1 protein-coding gene is annotated in these 3,892 nt (G+C 48.2%); it reads right to left on the reverse strand.

All coding sequences use genetic code 11. The annotated features are described in order from the left end of the window. The coding region (locus CAG69_RS19235) for a tandem large repeat (protein WP_161445716.1) at window positions 1-3,892 on the reverse strand (3,892 nt) is incomplete at both ends.

A 3,892-nucleotide genomic window follows, 5' to 3' on the forward strand; every position in this document is an offset into this window, starting at 1 on the left:
TTTCAATACCGTCGCGCTGCCTTGGGCTTTCACTTCAAGACGCAGGGACTGACCGTCAAAACGTGTCGACGTGCCTTCGAATTGTAGCGTGGCGGCATGCGTTTCATCCACACTGCCCACTGGCGTAATAGCTAAGGTTGGCGTGATCGGCATGGAGTAAGCCATGCTCTGACTACCGGTATTCCCTGATAAGTCTTGGTAGTCACGAACAAGCAACCCCACATTGAGCTCCGACGTGCTTGGTACCACCACATCACCAGTCCAAACACTTGGGTCCGCGGTTGCCACTAACGAGGTGATCGTCGTGCCACCTAACTCCGCCACAGCACCTTGCAATGCTTTATCGAATTCCAGCGTTACCGTCACGCTTTGACCGATGGCTTGGTGCTCAGGCGTAAACGTCACGTTAGTCAGCGTTGGCAAAGACTGCGCCAGTGTAAAGCTCTGACTTTCACTTACTTCAATGCCCGCTGAGTTCGTCCCCGTCACCATCACAGTATAAGTGCCATTGGTTTGGTGACTCATATCCATCGCGTCACTGGTCCAAGTACCACCGGCTTGTACCGTTGCACTGCTGCTTTTCAATACCGTCGCGCTGCCTTGGGCTTTCACTTCAAGACGCAGGGACTGACCGTCAAAACGTGTCGACGTGCCTTCGAATTGTAACGTGGCGGCATGCGTTTCATCCACACTGCCCACTGGCTTAATAGCTAAGGTTGGCGTGATCGGCATGGAGTAAGCCGTGTTCTGGCTACCGGTATTCCCTGATAAGTCTTGGTAGTCACGAACAAGCAACGCCACATTCAGCTCTGACGTGCTTGGTACCACCACATCACCAGTCCAAACACTTGGGTTCGCGGTTGCCACTAACGAGGTGATCGTCGTGCCACCTAGTTCCGCCGCGGCGGATTGCAGATCTTTATCGAATTCCAGCGTCACCGTCACGCTTTGGCCGATGGCTTGGTGCTCAGGCGTAAACGTCACGTTAGTCAAGGTTGGCAGAGACTGCGCGAGTGTAAAGCTCTGGCTTTCACTCACTTCAATACCCGCTGAGTTCGTCCCCGTCACAATCACGGTGTAAGTGCCGTTGGTTTGGTGACTCATATCAATCGCGTCACTGGTCCAAGTGCCACCGGCTTGTACCGTTGCACTGCTGCTTTTCAATACCGTCGCGCTGCCTTGGGCTTTCACGTCAAGACGCAAGGACTGACCATCAAAACGTGTTGACGTACCTTCGAATTGTAGCGTGGCGGCATGCGTTTCATCCACACTGCCCACTGGCGTAATAGCTAAGGTTGGCGTGATCGGCATGGAGTAAGCCGTGTTCTGACTACCGGTATTCCCTGATAAGTCTTGGTAGTCACGAACAAGCAACCCCACATTGAGCTCTGACGTGCTTGGTACCACTACATCACCAGTCCAAACACTTGGGTCCGCGGTTGCCACTAATGAAGTGATCGTTGTACCACCTAACTCCGCTGCGGCGGATTGCAGATCTTTATCGAATTCCAGCGTCACCGTCACGCTTTGGCCGATGGCTTGGTGCTCAGGCGTAAACGTCACGTTAGTCAGTGTTGGCAGAGATTGCGCGAGTGTAAAGCTCTGGCTTTCACTCACTTCAATGCCCGCTGAGTTCGTCCCTGTCACCATCACGATGTAAGTGCCATTGGTTTGGTGACTCATATCCATCGCGTCACTGATCCAAATGCCACCGGCTTGTACCGTTGCGCTGCTGCTTTTCAATACCGTCGCGCTGCCTTGGGCTTTCACTTCAAGACGCAGGGACTGACCGTCAAAACGTGTCGACGTGCCTTCGAATTGTAGCGTGGCGGCATGCGTTTCATTCACACTGCCCACTGGAGTGATGGCTAAGGTCGGCGTGATCGGTAATTCGTGAGCGGTGTTATCCTCCCCTATGTTACCAGTCAAATCTTTAAACTGACTAACAACCAAGTCGACACTTAACAGCGTGGTGCTCGGAACTTGTACATCACCAACCCAGACCTTTTTATCTGCCGTTGCGGACAGAGAACTGATGCGATTGCCGCCAAGCGTAGCGGTCGCCTCTTGGATCTCTTTATCAAACTCAAGCGATACACTCACGCTTTGACCCACACTCTGATGCTCGGGGTTAAATGTCACATTGGTTAGTTTTGGTAAGGTTCCTTCAACCGCGATACTTAAGCTGCTTCCTTTTCCAGGAATTGTATTGGTACTTTGATAGCTATTGTCTTCTACCTGAATAGTGATATTTTTATCTTGTTTTTCTGGGCTGACATAGTTAACCGTCCACGTAATATTGTCTGAAGTTGACCAAGTATCTTGTTTTAACGTTCCTGTTGCACCGCTATCACTAGCGACAAGATGGACATCTGAGATATCAAAGTTCGTAATTTCTTCTGTAAAGTTAAACGCAAGCGTAATCTCTTCGCCTCCAAAAAGAGGGGCGCTTGAGGCGGTAGAGATACTTAGCCCGGGAACGGTTGCCGCTTCCACATGCGCGTCAATAGAACTTTCACTCTTGTTATCCACCTTGTCTGTTGCTGCCACCGTGATCGTATGATCGCCTTTAGGTAACAAATAGCTTATGACATAAGGCCCCGCTTCGGTTGTCGGCTCAGTAATCGCTTGAGGAGCCACAGTGCTGCCACCACTCACCGCTTTTGACGTGACGAGGTTTAAATTTTTATCTGTAATGTATGCGCTAATTTCTAGCTGATACTTATCGTTTGTCGGTACCTTAGAAATTTGATTAGCACTTAAGCCAGAAATACTTGGAACGTCATAATCAACAATAGACTCGATAACTTGTCCATCATAACTTTTGCCTAGTAATTCAAAGCTTGTATTCTCTCTTCCAACTGAGTCCGTCACCGTCACCTTAAGGGTATATGACCCTTGATTATCGACGGCAAAGTTCATCATTCCATTACCACTAGATGAGATAACATCACCTGAGTAACGCAAGGAATCACCGAGGCTTGGAATAAGCTCCACAGAATATTGTGAAGCTTTCACTCTTTCTCCTTCCACCGTAGATAGCGTAAACGGCTGGCTCGCCTTGGTTAAAAACAGTTTCCCACCCTGCAAACTCGTAATTCCATCGAAATCAACCGTGACTTTAGGAACACTAATATCAATGACTTTTCTGATATCAGAATACAGTCCGACGCTATCTGTCGCTTTGATATCAACCGTGATTGAACCACGCCCCTCTAACTGAGATTTCGGTAGTTCAAAGTACGTAGATGAACCATTCCCATCCTCTACTCTTTCTTCTTGATAACTCGGGTTTAAAACCGAGTAGTTTACTTTTGCGAGGCTGCTACCAGTGTCCGTTATATCAAAACGAAAACGAACATTATCAGGATTTGTTGGCGATTCGGTTACGATAATCTCATCGCCAACACTTGGAGGTGTGTTGTCAACTTTAATATCAACGGTCGCTTCACCGACTCTCGACCACACATCCGTTGCGGTAATAATTGTCCTGATCGTTTTTCCATCAGCATCGCTAGGAAGTTCACTCGTAAATGTTGAACACTTGTAGGTTGGGTCATCTGCACACACTTCCAATTGCGCAAACTTCTCCGGATTATCTTTATAGTTGTAGGATTCCGTTCCAAATCTGGCCATCACATTGTCTAGCCTAGAGTTTTCATACAACTTAATTCTGAATTTAGCGACAAGCTGCTGACCATTAATGGTTGTGTTTCCAACCGGATCAGTAATTTCAACGACTACCGAACCTTTAGGTAATTCAAGCAGCAGATCATGCTCTGGCGTCAAGTTTCCTGCTAAATCAGATACGTTCTTGATTTTGTATTCTTGAGTTGTACTCAGGCCATCAATAATATCGGCGTAGGATTCAGAATACGTACACTTGATATTT

Origin of the sequence: Vibrio sp. V43_P6S15P86 (assembly GCF_009904725.1) — a bacterium.
In the GTDB taxonomy this organism is placed as follows: Bacteria; Pseudomonadota; Gammaproteobacteria; order Enterobacterales; family Vibrionaceae; genus Vibrio; species Vibrio diabolicus.